Raw genomic sequence first — 15664 nt, 5'->3', positions numbered from 1 at the left:
CGTCGGGCGAGAAATAGCCGACGCCGCCAGCGTAAGCGCCGCGCGTCTCGGGCTCGAGCTCGGCGATGATCTCGCAGGCGCGGACCTTGGGCGCGCCCGAGACGGTGCCGGCGGGGAAGCCGGCGAACAGCGCGTCGAGCGCGTCGCGGCCGGGCGCAAGCGTTGCCGTCACGTTCGAGACGATGTGCATGACGTGGCTGTAGCGCTCGATCGTGTAGCTTTCGGTCACCCGCACGCTGCCCGGCGCGGCGGCGCGGCCGGCGTCGTTGCGGCCGAGATCGAGCAGCATCAGATGCTCGGCGCGCTCCTTGGGATCGGCGAGCAGCTCTGCGCGGTTCGCCTCGTCCTCGGCTTCGGTGCGGCCGCGTGGGCGGGTGCCGGCGATCGGGCGGACGGTGATCGCGCCGTCGCGGACGCGGACTAGGATTTCGGGCGACGAGCCGATCAGCGCGAAGCCGGGCAGGTCGAGATGATAGAGGAAGGGCGAGGGGTTGATCCGCCGCAGCGAGCGGTAAAGCTCGAACGGCGGCAGCGGGAAGGGCGCGGTGAAGCGCTGGGCGAGCACGACCTGGAAGATGTCGCCGGCGGCGATATAGTCCTGAGCTCGCCCGACCATCGCGCGATACCGGGCCGGATCGATCGCGGGCGCATAGGCCGGCTCCGCCACATCGCTGCGGACCGGCGGCGGCAGCGGCGTGCCGGCGAGCCGGGCGGCGGTCGCGTCCAGGCGCTCCTCGGCGTCGGCGACCAGCGCGGCGGGGTCGCGCGCCGGATCGGGCCAGGCGGGCGCCACCAGGTAGAGCGCGTCGGCCAGCCGGTCGAAGACGAGCAGCACGGTGGGGCGCACGAACAGCATGTCGGGCAGGCCGAGCGGGTCGGCCCCGGGCTGCGGCAGCCGTTCGACCAGCCCGACCGTCTCATAGCCGAAATAGCCGACCAGGCAGGCGAGCGCGCGCGGCAGCTCGGCGGGCACGTCGGCACGGCATTCGGCGACCAGCGCGCGCAAGGCAGCAAGGGTCGGGCCGGCGGGGTGGAAGGCAGATCGGTCCGCCGCCCAGGTGCGGTTCACCTCTGCCTGGTCGCCTTGGGCGCGGAACACCAAGTCGGGGGCAAGGCCGATCAGGCTGTGGCGGCCGCGCGTCGTCGCGCCCTCGACCGATTCAAGCAGGAAATCGCCGCGCCCCGGCTCGATCAGCTTGAGTGCGGCGGCAACCGGCGTCTCGGTATCCGCGATCTGCCGCTGCCAGATCAGCGCGGGGCGCCCGCCGGCGAGGGCGGCGATGTCGGCGTCGCGTCCATGCTGAGCTTGTCGAAGCACCGTTCTGACTTTCAGCCAATGAGAAGGACGGCCGTTCCCCGGATCAGGTCCGGGAGGCGAGGTTGTCGGGATCGCGCTATTCGCCGGCGTCGCCGACGCCGTTGCCCTTCAGCAGGTCGGCCTTGACCCGGGCGATGGTGGCCGGATTGGTTTTCACGCCGACCGCGGCGCGTGCCGCCTGCGCGAACTGCTCCAGATATTCGCGGCCGAGCACCTGGCCGAAGGCGGCGCGCAGCGCAGCGACGCGATCGGGCTCGCGCGACGCGTCGCCGGGGATAACCTGATCGAGCCGGACCACCGCCCAGCCGGTCCCGCCCGCCGCTTCCAGCAGCCGGGTCGCGCCGCGCGGCATCGCGAACAGGAGCGCCAGCGGCGCCTTGGCGGGACCCTGCGCCTTGTCGAGATCGTCGCGCGCGGCGGCCAGCGGGTGCGGCGGCGCGGCCTTCAGCCCGGTCGCCGCCCAGGCCTGCGCCAGCGTCTGGCCGGCATTCACCTTCGCGAGCAGTTCGCCCGCGACCCGGCGTGCGGCGAGGCGGGCGCGATCGGCCCCGAGATCCTTCACCACCTGCGTGCGCGCCTCCGCGAGCGGCCGCGGCGCCGCGGCTACGATGCGGCCCAGCGCCACCACGGCGAAGCTGCCGTCGGCGGCCGTCGGCACCATCTGCGGATCGTCGCCGTCCTGCATCTGGAACACGGCCTGGACGAGGGGGGCGAGCGCGGGATCGGGCTTGGCGTCGGGATGGGCCGGATCGACGCCGTTGGCGAGCAATGGCCCGGCGCTCGCGGCCTGCAGCTTCTGATCCGCGACCAGCTCGTCGAAGGTGGCGTTGCCGCCCAGCTTGTCGTCGATCGCGTCATGGACGGCGTTGAGCGCGTCGGCGGTCTTCCGCTTGGTCAGCTCGGCCGCGATCTCGTCATGCGCCTGCGCGAGCGTGCGCCCGGCAACCTGCTCGATCGCGTCGACGCGCGCGACCGCATAGCCGAGGCCGCCGCGCACCGGCCCCACCACCGCGCCCTTGGCCGCGGCGAACGCGGCATCGGCGAGGGCGGGCGAGGTGCGCGTGGCCAGTGTCGCCCTGTCGACGTTCGCCTCCGTCGACAGCGACAGGCCGGCGGCGGCGGCCGCGGCGGCCAGCGACGCGCCGCCCTTGACCTTGGCGGCGAGCGCCTGCGCGCCGGCCTGATCGAGCACCACGACCTGGGTGACGCTCCGCTTCTCGGCTGCGGCGTATTTTCTGCTGTCGCTGTTATAGGCCTGTGCGATCTCGGCGTTGCTGGGGGTAGCGCGGGCGCGGACCTGCTCGGGCGTCACCAGCGCGTAGCGGATCAGGCGCCGCTCCGGCACGGTGTAGCGGGCGAGATTGCGGGCGTAGAAGGCCTGCACCTCCGCATCGGTGGGTGGCGCGCCCGCGGGCATGGCGGCGCTCGGCACGAACGCGATCTCACCCGCGCGCTTCTCCAGCGACAGGTTGGCGTAGGGGAGCGCCAGCTGCTGCGGCGCCTGCCCCGGGCGGAGCAGCCGGGCGGTGAGCAGCTGGGTCATGATGTCGCGGCCGATATCGGCCCGCACGCTCGCCTCCGTCAGCTTGCGCTCGGCGAGCACCTGGCGGAACAGATTGGGGTCGAACTGCCCGTCCGGCCCCTGGAGCCCCGGCAACGATGCGATCTGGCCGTCGATCGCGCGCCGGGAGATCACCAGGCCCTGATCGTGACCGAACTGCTCCAGCGCCAGCCCGTTGACCAGGCGCTCCAGCGTCGCCTCATAGCCGCCGCCCGCGACGAACTGCGCCATGTCCAGCGTCGGCTGCTGCTGGCGGAAGGTCTGCAGCGCCTGGCCGGCCTGCTGGGTCAACTCGGGTGCGGTGACGTGGACGGACCCGACCGTCGCCACATCGTCGTTCCCGCCCAGCGCCGCCAGGCCGCGGGTGCGCAGCGACGACACGTCGCCCGACGCGAAGGCGAGCGCGATCAGACCGAGCACGATGAAGGTGACGATCAGGCCCGCCTTGGAATTGATGAGGCGGCGGAAGAAGGCGAGCATCGGGAGCTTTCGCGGTGGCGGACGGCGCCCGCTTTACGGACGCGGGCGCGGCGGTTCAACATTGTGTCGCGCGTGCCAGCCGTTACGGGTCAGCCGACGGGGAGGGCGCGATGCGGCGGCGATCGATTGTGGGCAACTGGAAGATGAACGGCGGCCTCGCGACCTTGGCCGAGCTGGACGGCATCGCCGCAGCGGCCGGAGCGGCGCCGGACGTCGACGTGGCGGTGGCGGTACCGGCCACGCTGATCGCGCCCGCGCACGCGCGCATTCCGACGCTCGCGATCGGGGCGGAGGACGTGCATGAGGCGGATCACGGCGCCCACACCGGCTGCCTGTCCGCGGCGATGGTGAAAGAGGCGGGCGCCAGCTTCACGATCGTCGGCCATTCGGAGCGGCGCGGCGACCAGCACGAGACCAGCCACGACGCCTTCATGAAGGCGGCCGCCGCGCACCGACACGGGCTGGGCGTGATCCTGTGCGTCGGTGAGCTGCAGGCCGAACGCGACGCCGGGCGCGCCGAGCGCGTGGTGCAGGCGCAGATCGAGAAGTCGCTGCCCGACGACGCGCATGCCGACTGGCTGACGCTGGCCTACGAACCGCGGTGGGCGATCGGCACCGGCCGCACGCCGACGCTGGATGACATCGCCACCATGCACGCGATCGCGCGCGCCAAGCTGCGCCAGATGGTCGGCGATACCGCGCTCGCCATGCGCATCCTGTACGGCGGCTCGGTGACCGCGGACAACGCCGCCCGGATCATGGCGGTCGACAATGTCGACGGCGCACTGGTCGGCGGCGCGAGCCTGACCGCGGCGAAGTTCGCGCCGATCATCGCGGCGGCTCACCGAGGGGCGTAGCGGTCCTTCAGCACCGCCCAGGCGGCGCGCACGCCGAAGGCGTCGCCGCCCTTCGGCCGGCCCGGCTTGGCGGCGGGTCGCCAGGCGAAGACGTCGAGATGCGCCCAGGCGATCTCCTTCGGCACGAAGCGGCGCAGGAACAGCGCCGCCGTGACCGCGCCCGCGAAGCCGCCTTCGGGCGCGTTCTGCAGGTCGGCGATGTCGGACTTGAGCAGCTCGTCATAGCCGTCCCACAGCGGCATCCGCCACAGCGGGTCGCCGACCGCCGTTCCGGCCGCGAGCAGCGCGTCGGCAAGCGCGTCGTCGTTGGCGAAGAGCGGCGGCAGGTCGGGGCCGAGCGCCACCCGCGCCGCGCCGGTCAGCGTGGCATAGTCCAGGATCAGCTCAGGCTTGCCCTCGACGGCTTTCGTGAGCGCGTCGCCCAGGATCAGACGGCCCTCGGCGTCGGTATTGGTGTTCTCCACCGTCAGGCCGGCGCGGGTGCGAAGCACGTCGCCGGGGCGGAAGGCGGCGCTGCCGATCGCGTTCTCGACCGCCGGCACGAGCAGGTGCAGCCTGACCGGCAGCTTCGCCGCCATCACCAGCCCGGCGAGCGCGAGGACATGCGCGGCGCCGCCCATGTCCTTCTTCATCAGCCGCATGCCGGCGGACGGCTTGATATCGAGCCCGCCGGTGTCGAAGCTTACGCCCTTGCCGACCAGCGCAATGCGCGGATGGGCGGGGTCACCCCATTCCAGCTCGATCAGCCGCGGGTGGCGGTCCCTGACCGCAGCGTGGCCGACGGTGTGGATCATCGGAAAGCCGGTCTGGAGCGGGTCGCCGCGAATGACGGTGAGCGTCGCACCGTGACGCTTCGCCAGCGCCTCGGCGCACGCCTCCAGCTCGGCGGGGCCGCAATCCGAGGCGGGCGTGTTGACCAGATCGCGCACCAGCGCCGTGGCTTGCGCGAGCCGCACCGTCTCGTCGATCCGCGCGGCGTCGGCGGTGAGGAGCACGCGGCCGCCGGACTCGCCCGGCGTGCGATAGCGGTCGAACCGGTATTGCCCGAGCAGCCAGCCCAGCGCGCCGGCGCCCGCATCGCCGTCGAGGCGGTAGGTCCCGGCCGGCAGGAAGCCGCCGAGCGAGGCGAAGCGCCAGGGCGAGGCCATCGGCTCGTCGCACACCAGCAGCGCCGACCAGTCCTCCGCGCCGTCGCCGGGCAAGATCGCCCGGTTGCCCGCCTTGCCGGTCAGCCCGTGCGCCGCGATCGCCGTGCGCGTCCGGGCGGGTTGGCGGACGAGCCAGCCGGCGAAGTCGCCGGGCGCGACGATCTCGATGCGGCGGGCGGGCTGGCCGCGGTCGGGCTGGAGCAGGGCGGCGAAGTCGGTCATTGCGCGGAACTCACCAGGATCTGCTCCAGCCGCCCGTCCGCGCCGGGCTCCGCATAGGTGCTGACGCTGAGCGTCCGGCCGGGATAGGTGATGCGGAAGGTGCGGTTGACGTACCCGCCGCGCAGCCGCGTCGCGCCGGTCTGGACGAAGCCGGTCGGCTCACCCAGCGGAGCGAGGCTGGTGCGGTAATCGGTCTGCGCGGCGGGGGTGAAGTAGAAGTTGGCGTCCTCCGTCAGCAGCGCGCGATCCAGCGTGCCGGCGCGCAGTTGATCGTACACCTGGCGCACGCGCGTCAGCGCCGCCTGGTCGGCGGCGTTGGCGGGGGCGGCCGGCAGGACCACGCGGCCGATCGCGCTGGCGATGCGGCTATAGGCGTCGGAGAACCAGGCATTGGTGAGCACGACCACCGCCGCCTGCTCGTCCGGCAGCACGATGTTCTCCGACAGGAAGCCGACCGCCTCGCCCGAATGCTCGATGAAGCGTCGTCCGCCGTTGACGCCGGTGGAGACGCCCAGGCCGTAACCGTTGGTCGAGCCGTCGGTCAGCTTGACCGGTGTCTCCTGCGTCGCCCAATCCCGGGCGGGCAGCAGCGTGCGGTTCATGCGCGCGATGTCCCATTTGGCGAGGTCCTCAGCCGACATCGACAGCTCGCCCGCGGCATATAGCCAGCCGCGCGCCGCCGGCGTCTCGACCCGCACCGGGCCGAGCGCCAGGCGGCGATAGCCGTCCGGGTAGCCGGGGCCGCGCGCGAGGTCCTGATCGACGGCGTGGATGCCGAGCGGGCGGAAGATGCGCTGCTGCAGGAAGGCGAGCAGCGGTTCGCCCGCCACCCTCTCGACGATCAGCCCGGCGACGACATAGCCGGTGTTCGAATATTGCCACTGCGTGCCGGGCTCGAAGTCCAGCGGTTTCCTCGCCCAGCGATCGACGATGCCCTGCGGCGTGATCGGCGTCGCCATCGCCTTGAAGCTGTAATCCTGCGGCCAGTAATCCTGCAGGCCGGCGGTGTGCGACAGCAGCTGGCGCAGCGTGATGCGGTCGCCGCCGGTGACGCCGGGCAGGTATTTGCCGACGGTGTCCTCGAGGCTGAGCTTGCCTTCGTCCTGGAGCAGCAGCATCGCCGCGGCGGTGAACTGCTTGGAGATGGACGCGATCTGGTAGGGCAGGTGCGGATCGGCCGCGCCGCAGCGCTCGCACTGTTTGCCATAGGCCTTGGACAGCACGATCTGCCCGCCGCGCACGATCGCGATCTCGGCCGAGGGCACGCCAGTGTCGGCGAGCGTGTCCGTCACGATCTTGTCGACCTGCGCCTGCTCGGCCGGCGTCAGCGCCTGGGCGAGCACGGGGGCGGGGAGCAGGGCGAGCGCGGCGGCGAGGAAGGGACGGAACATGGCGGGGTAACAGCAGAAGCGGCGCGAGGACGCAACGCCGGGACCAGCAGGTTACCCGGTGGGAACGCCGTACAGGTCGTGCTCGTCGGCGTCTTCGATCATGACCGGCACGATGTCGCCCGCGGCGAGATGGCCGGCATCGCGCAGGAACACCTCGCCGTCGATCTCCGGCGCGTCGGCCTGCGAGCGGCCGGTCGCGCCCCCTTCGGCATCCACCGCGTCGATGATGACGGGCAGCGTGCGCCCGATCTTCGCGGCGAGCTTGGCGGCGCTGATCGCGGCGGTCTTTTCCATCAGGCGGGCGTAGCGGTCTTCCTTCACCGGCTCGGGCACCGGATCGGGCAGCGCGTTGGCGGTCGCGCCGGCGACGGGCTCGAAGCGGAAGGCGCCGACGCGGTCGAGCTGCGCTTCGTCCAGCCAGTCGAGCAGATAATGGAAATCCGCCTCCGTCTCGCCCGGGAAGCCGACCACGAAGGTGGAGCGGATCGCAATGTCGGGGCAGACCGCGCGCCAGCCGCGCAGCCGCTCCAGCACCTTGGCGTCGTTGGCGGGCCGCTTCATGCGGCGCAGCACCGCCGGCGCGGCATGCTGGAAGGGGATGTCGAGATACGGCAGCACCAGCCCCTCGGCCATCAGCGGGATGACGCTGTCGACGTGCGGGTAGGGATAGACATAGTGGAGCCGCACCCAGGGGGCGATGCGGCCGAGCTCACGGGCGAGATCGGTCATCGCGGGCACGACCTCGCGACCCTGCCACAGGCGCGGCTCGCGGCGGATGTCGATGCCGTAGGCACTGGTGTCCTGGCTGATGACCAGCAGCTCCTTGGTCCCGGCCGCGACCAGCTTCTCCGCCTCGCGCAGGATCGCGTCGGGGCGGCGGCTGACCAGGTCGCCGCGCAGCTGCGGGATGATGCAGAAGGAACAGCGGTGGTTGCAGCCCTCCGCGATCTTCAGATAGCTGTAATGGCGTGGCGTGAGCTTGAGGTCGGCCTGCTCGACGGCGCCGCCGGGCACGAGATCGAGATAGGGCGAGCGCGCCGGCGGCGCGGCCTCGTGCACCGCGCCGACCACCTGCTCATACTGGTGCGCGCCGGTGATCGCGAGCACCTGCGGGAAGCGGGCGCGGATCGTCTCCGCCTCCTGCCCCATGCAGCCCGTCACGATCACGCGGCCGTTCTCCGCGATCGCCTCGCCGATGGCGTCGAGCGATTCCTCCTTGGCGCTGTCGAGAAAGCCGCAGGTGTTGACCAGCACCACGTCCGCCCCGGCATAGTCGAGCGACATCTGGTAGCCCTCGGATCGTAGTACGGTGAGAATGCGCTCCGAGTCGACGAGGTTCTTGGGGCAGCCGAGCGACACCATGCCGACGCGCGGGGCTTGGGGGAGGACGGTGGCCATGGAAGGCGCGGCATGTAGGCCTTGCGCCCGCAATGTTCTAGCTGTTTGGGCGTACCCCTCCCCGGCGAAGCCGGGCCCAGTCGGGAGATTCTCCGGATGAGCGGATCAGCTGGAGAGCGCCAGGTTGCGCGAAAGGCAGATGAAGGAATGGAGGCGCTCTTGAACGCTACGAGAGATCGAAGGCTCGAACCCGGCCTGGGACGATTTGTTCGACGGAATCGCGCATTTCTGAGCGCATCTCGCCTAGGTCCCGGCCTGCGCCGGGGAGGCGAGTAGTGGCAGTCTACAGTCTGTCACCGCATCCTTATTTTGCTCCGCTCACCGTGCGGAGAATTGAGGTGGAGGTCCTTGGAGGACGCGATGACGTCCTGCTCACCTACAGCGTTGCGGGCGCGGACAAGATCGTTTTTCCCGAACGGCAGTTGCCGACCCGAGCCGACGATCTCTGGCGCACGACCTGTTTCGAGCTGTTCCTGATGTTCGACGACGACGAGCGTTACGTCGAGTTCAACTTCTCGCCCTCGACACGCTGGGCGGCCTACGCCTTCGACGGTCACCGGGAGGGCAGGCAAGATCTCGCGCGTGACGTGCCCCCGCACATCGAGCGGCTGGAGGACGGTCTTGAGGTTGACTGCGACCTGGGCGGCCTGCCTCACGGCGAGCTGCGGATGGGGCTGAGCGCGGTCATCGACGAGGAGGGTGGCCGTCTTTCCTATTGGGCGCTGGCGCATCCGCCCGGCGCACCGGATTTCCATCACTCGGCTTGCTTCGCGGCGCGCCTCCCGGCAGCGGGAACCTCATGAACTTCGGCATCGACCGGCTGCTCGCCGACCCAGAGCTGCGACGCCCTCTGCAAGGCAAGCGCGTGGCGCTGCTCGCGCATCCGGCGTCGGTCACCGCTGACCTGACCCATTCGCTCGATGCGCTGGTCGCGGCGGGGGTGAACGTGACTGCGCTGTTCGGCCCGCAGCACGGCGTACGCGGCGACCTGCAGGACAACATGATGGAGTCGCCGGACTTCACGGATCCGGTCTACGGCATGCCCGTGTTCAGCCTCTATGGCGAGGTGCGACGGCCGAGCGGCCAGTCGATGGGCACCTTCGACGTGCTGCTGCTGGATCTGCAGGATGTCGGCTGCCGCATCTACACGTTCGTGACGACGCTGCTCTACGTGCTGGAAGCTTGCGCGAGCCACGGCAAGGCAGTGCGGGTGCTCGACCGGCCCAACCCGGCGGGACGACCGGTGGAGGGCACGACGCTCCGGTCCGGGTGGGAGAGCTTCGTCGGCGCGGGGCCGATGCCGATGCGACACGGCCTGACGCTGGGCGAGATGGGCCGGTGGTTCGTCCGGCGGTTCGGACTTGATGTCGACTATCGCGTGATCGCCATGGCGGGCTGGCGCCCCGACGAGGGACCGGGCTTCGGCTGGCCACCCGAGCGCGTGTGGGTGAACCCCAGCCCCAACGCGGCCAACGTCAACATGGCGCGCGCCTATGCCGGCACCGTCATGCTGGAGGGGACGACGCTGTCCGAAGGCCGCGGCACGACGCGGCCGCTCGAGCTGTTCGGCGCGCCCGATCTCGACGCGCGCGAGGTGCTGGCGCAGATGCAGCGGTTGGCGCCGGTGTGGCTGGAGGGCTGCACGCTTCGGCCGATCGCCTTCCAGCCGACCTTTCACAAGCATGTCGGCACGCTGTGCGGCGGGCTGTTCATCCATGCCGAGGGCTCGCGCTACGACCACCAGGTGTTCCGGCCGTGGCGGCTGCAGGCGCTGGCCTTCAAGGCCATCCGCGCGCTGCGGCGCGACTATCCGCTATGGCGCGACTTCCCGTACGAATACGAGTTCGACAAGCTGGCGATCGACGTAATCAACGGCGGGACGGCGCTGCGCGAATGGATCGACCACCCGGTGGCAACACCGGGCGACCTAGACACGCTGGCGGGGCCGGACGAGGCGGCCTGGGCCGAGGAGCGACAGGACGTGCTGTTATATTAGCCGTCCTGCCTACCTTGTGCCGCAGCAGACCGCGGCCTTGATGCGGAGCGACGCCTAGGATTTAGCTTTCGCCGGCTTCTTCGCGGTCGTCTTCTTGCCGGCCTTGGGCTTCGGTTCGCCCTTGATCGCCTTCGCGAGCGCCGGCCCGCCGACCAGCGCCGCCGCGCCCGCGAGCACCGCCGCGCCGATCGCGGCGACGGTCTTCGGATGCTCCTTGACCACGTCCACCGCCTCCACGGTCAGCTCCTTCGCCCGGTCGCCCAGCGACGGCTCTGCCGCCGATTTGGGCGAGGGCGCGGCAGCAGGTGCGTCGTGATGGACGTGCGCGTGCTTCATCTTGGCGTTGGGGATGCTGGACATGGCGGTGCTCCGATACGGTGGGTCGTCAACCGGAACGGGCGCGCAATGTTCCTGCCGCCACGCTGCCTCGCCCTGTTTCCGGGCGAGCAGTTCCTCGACGCGGAAGACGATCTTCTGGAGGATCGAACGGCTTCTCCACACCGTCGCGGACGCGATTCGGCCGCCGCGCCTGACGAGCGTTAGGCGTCGTCCAGGCGCGGGAATGCGACGATGATCGCCCACGAGGATCGGGAGAGAGCCGGATTACGCTGGGCGCTATTTCCCGCCCCCGCATCGATGACTGCCCGGCTGGCCGCTCAGCGACTGGGGTCGATCAGGTATTTGCGGCCCGTCGCCTTGCGCTGATAGGCGTCGATCACCTCCGGATCGAGCGCCTCGGCGAGGCCGATCGTGTCGGTGTAGTGGCTTGCGAAGGTGGTCTTGAGCTCGTCGCGCACGCGATTGCGCATCGCCTGCACCGTTTCCGCGCCAACCTTCTGCAGGAAAGGGGTGAGCAGGAAGCCCGACACGCTCCAGGAGAAGCCGAAGCCGCGGTCGAGCAGGGTCGGGCCCACGTCCAGCCCGCCATAGATGTACACCTGCTTGAACTGGCTCGAGCCGTAGCGGCTGTAGGCGGCGGCATTGCGGTTCGCGGCCGCCTCGATCGCGTGGAGGATCGCGTTGGCAAGCTTGCCGCCGCCGACCGCGTCGAAGGCGATGGTGGCGCCCGTCTCGGCGACGGCGTCGGTGAGCTGGGCGGCGAAATCGGACCCGCTCGAGTCGACGACGTAGTGCGCGCCCGCGTCGCGGAGCAGCGCCGCCTGCTCGTCCGAGCGGACGATGTTGACCAGCGGCACATCCTCCACCTGACAGATACGCACGAGCATCTGCCCGAGATTGGAGGCGGCGGCGGTATGGACGATCGCCTTGTGCCCCTCGCGCCGCATCGTCTCGACCATGGCGAGCGCGGTCAGCGGGTTGACGAACATCGACGCGCCGTCAGCGGCGCTGGCGTCGTCGGGCAGCACGATGACGTCGCGCACCGCGATCTTGCGGTAGGTCGCGTACATCGCACCGCCCAGCATCCCGACGCGCTTGCCCAGCAGCGCCTGCTGGTTCGCGCCCGCCTGCACCACTGTGCCGGCGCCCTCGTTGCCGACGGGCAGCGACTGGCCGAGCCGCGCCTGGAGCATGCGCAGCCGCTGCGGCGGGATCTGGACGGTAAGGGTGGGGCGATCGCCACTGCCGCCCACGGTCAGGGTCGAGAGGTCGGCGGGGCCGAGCAGCAGGCCGAGGTCGGACGGATTGATCGGTGCGGCCTCGACGCGGACGACGATCTCGTCCGCGCCGGGGGCGGCGATCGTCACTTCCTCCAGGCTGAGTTTCAGCTCGCCTTCGGGCGTCGCCAGCGAGCGTAGTTCCAGCCCGTGCAGCGTCTCGTCGGCCATGTCCTTCTCCCGTGATGATTGCGTGCGAGAGGGATGCCGCCCGCAGGGCGGTGGGGCAATGAAGAATTGGTTTGCCCGGTGGGTCTACCGCGTCGCGCGCAGGCGGGGCGAACCATCGGCCGCCCCGCACGCGGCGGTCAGCCGGGCGATCCGGCGGTCTCCAGGCGATAGCCGAACGCCCGATCGGTGGCGACGCGCAGCGGGATGTCCTGTCGCCGCAGCGCCTTGTTCAGGAGGCAGACCTGTGCCGTCAGCATGCCCTCGTCGACGTCGGGATTCATCGACGACAGGAACAAGGCGTCGCGCCGCACCGGATTGGGCGCGCGCCGGGTAAGATGGTGGAGCAGCGACAGGTGCTGCGGGGACAAATGGAAACGCCGGCCGGCCCAGGCCGAGCCCAGGTCCAGCGATACCGAGAGATGACGATACTCCACCGGCGGACGCGGATCGCCGCAGCAGGGGCATTCACTGACCAACATCAAGTTATTAACCGTCCAGCCTGCAAGTAAGTTGTTGCGCCAATTGCTTTTCTGGCGGAGATCGCTCGCACATGAAAGCACCTGCGACATGAACGGAACGTTACTTGTCGCAGCTATGGGGCGGCTCGAGCACGGAGCGTGCCAGGACGGCGGCGAGTTGATCGCGGCGGTGGCGCGCCCGGCAGGACTCGAACCTGCGACCACGAGCTTAGAAGGCACGTGCTCTATCCAGCTGAGCTACGGGCGCCCGCAGGCGGAGTAGCGCGGATTGCGGGAGCGCGGAACCGCGATATGGTCGCCGTCATGACGGGAACGAAAGACAGGCCGCGGCCCGTGACGGCGGCCGAGATCGCGGGGCGGGAGTTCCGCTACTATGATTTCGTCATGGTGGCCTTCGTGGTCGTGCTGCTGCTGTCGAACGTGATCGGCGCGGAGAAGCGCTCGGTTGTGCGGCTGCCGGTGATCGGGCCGTGGCCGTTCGGCGCGGGCATCCTGTTCTTCCCCATCGCCTATGTGATCGACGACGTGCTGACCGAGGTCTACGGCTATGCCCGAGCGCGGCGTGTGATCTGGGCGGGGTTCGCGGCGCTCGCGTTCATGGCGGTGATGGAATGGACGGTGGTCCGCCTGCCGGTCGCCGAGGGCTGGACCGGGCAGGCGGCCTACGAGCGCGTGTTCGGGTCCGGCTGGCGGATCATCGGCGCCTCACTGACGGCGTTCTGGGCCGGCGACTTCCTCAATTCGATCGTGCTCGCCAAGATGAAGCTGTGGACCGGCGGCCGCTGGCTGTGGACGCGCACGATCGGCTCGACGATCGTGGGGGAGGGCGCGGACAGCCTGATCTTCTACCCGCTCGCCTTTTACGGCCTGCCCGACTGGCCGACCGCGGCGCTGGTTGCGGTGATGCTGTCGCAGTTTGTGCTCAAGGTGGGCTGGGAAGCGGTGCTGACGCCTGTCACCTATGCGGTGGTCGGCTTCCTGAAACGGGCCGAGGGCGTCGACGTGTTCGATCGTGGGACCGACTTCTCGCCTTTTCGGGCACGGATCTAGGTGATTGCGACGACCAGCCCCTCGAACAGCCGCCGCCCGTCCGTACCGCCGTGCGCCGCCTCGATCCTGCGCTCCGGATGCGGCATCATGCCAAGCACGTTGCCGGTGTCGTTGAGCAGGCCGGCGATGTCCCCGGCCGAGCCGTTGACCGGCTCGGCATAGCGGAATGCAACCCGGCCTTCGCCGTCCAGCCGCGCGAGCGTCTCCGCGTCGGCGACATAGTTGCCGTCGTGATGGGCGATCGGAACGGTGATCGTCTCGCCGGCTGCGTAGCCGCCGGTGAAGATCGACCGGCTGGTCTCGACCGTCAGCGCGACGTCGCGGCAGACGAAGTTCAGCCCGGCATTGCGGATCAGCGCGCCGGGGAGCAGCCCGGTCTCGGCCAACACCTGAAACCCGTTGCAGACGCCCAATACCGGCAGGCCGCGTCCCGCTGCCTCGATGACGGCGCGCATCACCGGCGAGCGCGCGGCGATTGCGCCGGAGCGGAGGTAATCGCCGTAGGAGAAGCCGCCCGGCACCGCGACGAGGCCAATCCCGTCGGGAAGCGCGGTCTCGCCATGCCATACCATCGTCGGCTTCTTGCCGGTCACGCTCTCCAGCGCGACGGCCAGATCGCGGTCGCAGTTCGAGCCGGGGAAGACGATGACCGCCGTTTTCACGCGTGCGCGCCCGTGTGCGCCTCGCCGGACGAAAAATCGCCTGGCACTGTTCCTGGCTCGGCGTGCTCCACCCGATAATTCTCGATCACGGTGTTGGCGAGGAGCTGGCGGCACATGGCATCCACGGTCGCATCGTCCGTGCCGTCCGCGACCTCCATCTCGATCAGCTTGCCGGCACGCACGTCCGCGACGCCGTCGAAGCCGAGGCCGGCAAGCGCATGGTGGATCGCGCGGCCCTGCGGATCGAGCACCCCGGGTTTGAGCGTCACGACGATGCGGAGTTTCATGGCGATCGGGCCTTTCGGATCGCGGGCGCTATGGCCGGGCCGATCCGACATCGCAACGGGATGTTTACCGATCGAGCGCACCATCCCTCGCGCAGACCGGCGCGCAGGGCGCCGGGATGGAGAAAGGCTCGCGCATGGCCGGTCTCGCCATGGCAATGTTCATCGCGCTGTTCGCGTTCGGATCGACCTATTTCGGCTGGGAGGACCCGGGCGGGCACGTGTCGCTGGCGCTGTTCGCGTCCTACGTGTTCGGGATCATCTGCGGGTATCGCGTGAACAAGTGAGCTGCGCGGCGGCGGCGATCTATCGCCCCCTGCGCTTCCTGTGGCTCTCCAGGTCGAGCACCGCATTGTCGCCGCCCTCGGGCAGCAGCCCCAGGCGGCGCGCGACCTCGGTATAGGCCTCCACCTCGCCGCCGAGATCGCGGCGGAAGCGGTCCTTGTCGAGCTTCTCGTTGGACTGCATGTCCCACAGCCGGCAACTGTCCGGGCTGATCTCGTCCGCCAGGATGATGCGGCTCCAGTCATTGTCCCAGAGTCGGCCGAACTCGATCTTGAAGTCGACCAGCCGGATGCCGACGCCGGCGAACAGGCCGCAGAGGAAGTCGTTCACCCGGATCGCCAGGTCCTGGATGTCGTGCATCTCGTCCTGGCTGGCCCAGCCGAACGCAGCGATATGTTCGTCGGTGATCATCGGATCGCCGAGCGCATCGTCCTTCAGCGCGTATTCGATGATGGTGCGCGGGAGCTTCGTCCCCTCCTCGATGCCGAGCCGCTTGGCCAGCGTGCCGGCGGCGACGTTGCGGACCATCACCTCAATCGGCACGATCTCCACCTGCCGGATCAGCTGCTCGCGCATGTTGAGGCGACGGATGAAGTGGGTCGGCACCCCGATCGTGTCGAGGAGCGTGAACAGGTGCTCGGAAATGCGGTTGTTGAGGACGCCCTTGCCGTTGATCGTGCCCTTCTTCTGATTGTTGAAGGCGGTGGCGTCGTCCTTGAAATACTGGATCAGCGTGCCGGGCTCAG

General features: G+C 70.0%; 16 protein-coding genes and 1 tRNA gene. 5 read left to right on the top strand and 12 right to left on the bottom strand.

The features are described from left to right. Together ACFE64_RS12150 and ACFE64_RS12145 are read right to left on the bottom strand one after the other, a co-directional pair. A partial coding sequence (locus tag ACFE64_RS12150) for an anthranilate synthase component I family protein (RefSeq protein ID WP_375392727.1) occupies positions 1–1318 on the bottom strand: 1318 nt, incomplete at its 3' end. 76 nt (positions 1319–1394) lie between these two features. Next, the gene (locus tag ACFE64_RS12145; protein ID WP_375392726.1) at positions 1395–3359 is read right to left on the bottom strand and encodes a peptidyl-prolyl cis-trans isomerase; all 1965 of its coding nucleotides are present in this window, start codon (positions 3357–3359) and stop codon (positions 1395–1397) included. 110 nt (positions 3360–3469) lie between these two features. Here ACFE64_RS12145 and tpiA point away from each other — a divergent pair, with 110 nt between their 5' ends. Further along, positions 3470–4216: a triose-phosphate isomerase gene (tpiA, locus tag ACFE64_RS12140; RefSeq protein WP_375392725.1), complete on the top strand. Its 747-nt coding sequence runs from the start codon at positions 3470–3472 to the stop codon at positions 4214–4216. Here the strand turns inward: tpiA and ACFE64_RS12135 are convergent. Genes ACFE64_RS12135 through rimO form a run of 3 tightly spaced genes read right to left on the bottom strand, consistent with a single transcriptional unit; the run spans position 4201 to position 8375 of the window. Beyond that, a complete protein-coding gene (locus ACFE64_RS12135; RefSeq protein ID WP_375392724.1) occupies positions 4201–5586 on the bottom strand; it encodes a M17 family metallopeptidase in 1386 nt (461 codons plus the stop codon). The two genes, tpiA and ACFE64_RS12135, sit on opposite strands and share 16 nt — an antisense overlap. After that, on the bottom strand, positions 5583–6977 hold the full coding sequence (locus ACFE64_RS12130; protein WP_375392723.1) for a serine hydrolase domain-containing protein: 1395 nt from the start codon (positions 6975–6977) through the stop codon (positions 5583–5585). The genes ACFE64_RS12135 and ACFE64_RS12130 overlap by 4 nt, the downstream gene beginning before the upstream one ends. A gap of 51 nt (positions 6978–7028) precedes the next feature. After that, the gene (rimO, locus tag ACFE64_RS12125; RefSeq protein ID WP_375392722.1) at positions 7029–8375 is read right to left on the bottom strand and encodes a 30S ribosomal protein S12 methylthiotransferase RimO; all 1347 of its coding nucleotides are present in this window, start codon (positions 8373–8375) and stop codon (positions 7029–7031) included. Positions 8376–8713: 338 nt separating this feature from the next. Here rimO and ACFE64_RS12120 point away from each other — a divergent pair, with 338 nt between their 5' ends. After that, positions 8714–9178, top strand: coding sequence for a DOMON-like domain-containing protein (locus tag ACFE64_RS12120; protein WP_375392721.1), 465 nt, complete (start codon positions 8714–8716; stop codon positions 9176–9178). Then, positions 9175–10371, top strand: a complete 1197-nt coding sequence (locus ACFE64_RS12115) for an exo-beta-N-acetylmuramidase NamZ domain-containing protein (protein WP_375392720.1) — start codon at positions 9175–9177, stop codon at positions 10369–10371. The genes ACFE64_RS12120 and ACFE64_RS12115 overlap by 4 nt, the downstream gene beginning before the upstream one ends. 54 nt (positions 10372–10425) lie before the next feature. Here the strand turns inward: ACFE64_RS12115 and ACFE64_RS12110 are convergent, their stop codons facing one another. From ACFE64_RS12110 to ACFE64_RS12095, 4 genes are all read right to left on the bottom strand, one after another. Then, complete coding sequence (locus ACFE64_RS12110; RefSeq protein ID WP_375392719.1) at positions 10426–10731, bottom strand: hypothetical protein; 306 nt, start codon at positions 10729–10731, stop codon at positions 10426–10428. Between the two features lie 296 nt (positions 10732–11027). Further along, entirely contained in the window at positions 11028–12158 is a 1131-nt protein-coding gene (locus ACFE64_RS12105; protein WP_375392718.1) for a zinc-binding dehydrogenase, read from the bottom strand. 137 nt (positions 12159–12295) lie between these two features. Next, on the bottom strand, positions 12296–12727 hold the full coding sequence (locus ACFE64_RS12100) for a helix-turn-helix domain-containing protein (RefSeq protein ID WP_375392717.1): 432 nt from the start codon (positions 12725–12727) through the stop codon (positions 12296–12298). 80 nt (positions 12728–12807) lie between these two features. Further along, positions 12808–12884 (bottom strand) — tRNA-Arg (locus ACFE64_RS12095). Positions 12885–12940: 56 nt separating this feature from the next. Here ACFE64_RS12095 and ACFE64_RS12090 point away from each other — a divergent pair. After that, a complete protein-coding gene (locus tag ACFE64_RS12090) occupies positions 12941–13687 on the top strand; it encodes a queuosine precursor transporter (protein WP_375392716.1) in 747 nt (248 codons plus the stop codon). Here ACFE64_RS12090 and purQ read toward each other — a convergent pair. Then, positions 13684–14349 carry a phosphoribosylformylglycinamidine synthase subunit PurQ gene (gene purQ, locus ACFE64_RS12085; RefSeq protein WP_375392715.1) on the bottom strand — a complete coding sequence of 222 codons (666 nt, stop codon included), beginning with the start codon at positions 14347–14349 and terminating at the stop codon, positions 13684–13686. The genes ACFE64_RS12090 and purQ overlap by 4 nt on opposite strands. After that, positions 14346–14636: a phosphoribosylformylglycinamidine synthase subunit PurS gene (gene purS, locus ACFE64_RS12080; protein WP_375392714.1), complete on the bottom strand. Its 291-nt coding sequence runs from the start codon at positions 14634–14636 to the stop codon at positions 14346–14348. The genes purQ and purS overlap by 4 nt, the downstream gene beginning before the upstream one ends. A 134-nt stretch (positions 14637–14770) precedes the next feature. Between purS and ACFE64_RS12075 the strand changes: the two genes are divergently transcribed. After that, positions 14771–14920 carry a hypothetical protein gene (locus tag ACFE64_RS12075; RefSeq protein WP_375392713.1) on the top strand — a complete coding sequence of 50 codons (150 nt, stop codon included), beginning with the start codon at positions 14771–14773 and terminating at the stop codon, positions 14918–14920. A gap of 19 nt (positions 14921–14939) precedes the next feature. On the opposite strand, the gene purC is transcribed toward ACFE64_RS12075, so the two are convergent. Further along, positions 14940–15664, bottom strand: a 725-nt coding sequence (purC, locus tag ACFE64_RS12070; protein WP_375392712.1) for a phosphoribosylaminoimidazolesuccinocarboxamide synthase, incomplete at its 5' end; no start/stop codon positions are given.

Origin of the sequence: uncultured Sphingomonas sp., assembly GCF_964250165.1 — a bacterium.
Taxonomy (GTDB): domain Bacteria; phylum Pseudomonadota; class Alphaproteobacteria; order Sphingomonadales; family Sphingomonadaceae; genus Sphingomonas.
The sequence above is the reverse complement of the archived record's forward strand: the minus strand, read 5'-3'. Positions and strand labels throughout refer to the sequence as shown.

Bases quoted from the DNA above. Each gene is read 5' to 3' on its own strand.
- ACFE64_RS12145 (WP_375392726.1), bottom strand. From the start codon at position 3,359: ATGCTCGCCTTCTTCCGCCGCCTCATCAATTCCAAGGCGGGCCTGATC.
- tpiA (WP_375392725.1), top strand. From the start codon at position 3,470: ATGCGGCGGCGATCGATTGTGGGCAACTGGAAGATGAACGGCGGCCTC.
- ACFE64_RS12135 (WP_375392724.1), bottom strand. From the start codon at position 5,586: ATGACCGACTTCGCCGCCCTGCTCCAGCCCGACCGCGGCCAGCCCGCC.
- ACFE64_RS12130 (WP_375392723.1), bottom strand. From the start codon at position 6,977: ATGTTCCGTCCCTTCCTCGCCGCCGCGCTCGCCCTGCTCCCCGCCCCC.
- rimO (WP_375392722.1), bottom strand. From the start codon at position 8,375: ATGGCCACCGTCCTCCCCCAAGCCCCGCGCGTCGGCATGGTGTCGCTC.
- ACFE64_RS12115 (WP_375392720.1), top strand. From the start codon at position 9,175: ATGAACTTCGGCATCGACCGGCTGCTCGCCGACCCAGAGCTGCGACGC.
- ACFE64_RS12110 (WP_375392719.1), bottom strand. From the start codon at position 10,731: ATGTCCAGCATCCCCAACGCCAAGATGAAGCACGCGCACGTCCATCAC.
- ACFE64_RS12105 (WP_375392718.1), bottom strand. From the start codon at position 12,158: ATGGCCGACGAGACGCTGCACGGGCTGGAACTACGCTCGCTGGCGACG.
- ACFE64_RS12100 (WP_375392717.1), bottom strand. From the start codon at position 12,727: ATGTCGCAGGTGCTTTCATGTGCGAGCGATCTCCGCCAGAAAAGCAAT.
- ACFE64_RS12090 (WP_375392716.1), top strand. From the start codon at position 12,941: ATGACGGGAACGAAAGACAGGCCGCGGCCCGTGACGGCGGCCGAGATC.
- purS (WP_375392714.1), bottom strand. From the start codon at position 14,636: ATGAAACTCCGCATCGTCGTGACGCTCAAACCCGGGGTGCTCGATCCG.
- ACFE64_RS12075 (WP_375392713.1), top strand. From the start codon at position 14,771: ATGGCCGGTCTCGCCATGGCAATGTTCATCGCGCTGTTCGCGTTCGGA.